The organism is Streptomyces sp. 13-12-16 (assembly GCF_002114215.1).
Lineage (GTDB): Bacteria > Actinomycetota > Actinomycetes > Streptomycetales > Streptomycetaceae > Streptomyces.
Map to the genome: position 1 here is coordinate 1 of NZ_NCTE01001232.1, position 1,032 is coordinate 1,032.

Sequence of the window (1,032 nt, forward strand, 5' to 3'; positions counted from 1 at the left end):
GCCGAGGCGGCCCAGGCACCCGTACCCGGGCCCGCTGCCCCGGAACCGGAAGCGTCCCCGGCCGCCGAGGCGCCGGACACCGGGTCCACGGCGCCGGAGCACACCCCGGCGGCCGAGGCGCCGCAGACCGGTCAGGCACCGGTCGCCGTGCCGGACCCCGCTCAGGCCACCGCTTCCGAATACGTTCCGGGGGCGGACGCTTCCCACGGCGCTCAGGTACCGGGTCCCGGCCTCGCGGCACCACAGGCCGGCGAGGCGGCGGGCGAGGAGTCCGCCGTGCCCTCCCAGGGGGCCGAGGCACCGCAGGACGCCCAGGCACCGGGTGCGGTGGCCACCGCACCGGACCAGGCCCAGGAGGCCGAGGCACCGCAGGCTGTTCAGCAGCCCGGACCGGAGGCCGCCGCACAGGGGACCGAGGCGTCCCAGGCCGTCCGGGCGCCGGGCGCCGAGGCCGCTGCGGCACAGGCCGGTGAGGTGGCTGAGGTTCCCCAGGCCGTCCAGGCGCAGGCTGCCGATGCCGTCGTGGCGCAGGCCGGTGGGATGACCGAAGCCCCTCAGGCCGACCGGGTGCAGGCTGCCGAGGCCGCTGCGGCGCAGGTTGCCGAGGCGGCTGAGGTTTCCCAGGCTGTTCGGGTGCCGGGCGCCGATGCCGTCGTGGCGCAGGCTGCCGAGGTGACTGCGGCCGACCAGGCCGTCCAGGTGCCGGGTGCCGAGGCCGCACAGGGGACCGAGGCGTCTCAGGCCGTCCAGGTGCCGGGCGCCGAGGCCGCTGCGGCGCAGGCCGGTGAGGTGACTGAGGCTCCTCGGGCCGTCCAGGCGCCAGGTGTCGACGCCGCCGAGGGGTCCGAGACCGTCCAGGCCGTTCCGGTGCCGGGTGCGGAGGCTCTCGTTCCGGAGCATGCCGGGGTCTCCGGAGCCTCCCCGGACCTCCCCGCGCCGGACGCCGACACCGCCGTACCCCCCGCTGCGGAGGCGGAGGACACCGCCGTCGGAGCCGCTTCCGGAACGGCGGGCGACGGAGCCCTCACGGAG

At 77.9% G+C, this 1,032-nt stretch carries 1 protein-coding gene; it reads right to left on the reverse strand.

What is annotated here, in order from left to right; translation table 11 throughout:
• A partial coding sequence (locus B7767_RS38300; RefSeq protein ID WP_143652884.1) for a hypothetical protein occupies positions 1 to 900 on the reverse strand: 900 nt, incomplete at its 3' end.
• Positions 901 to 1,032 lie beyond the last annotated feature (132 nt).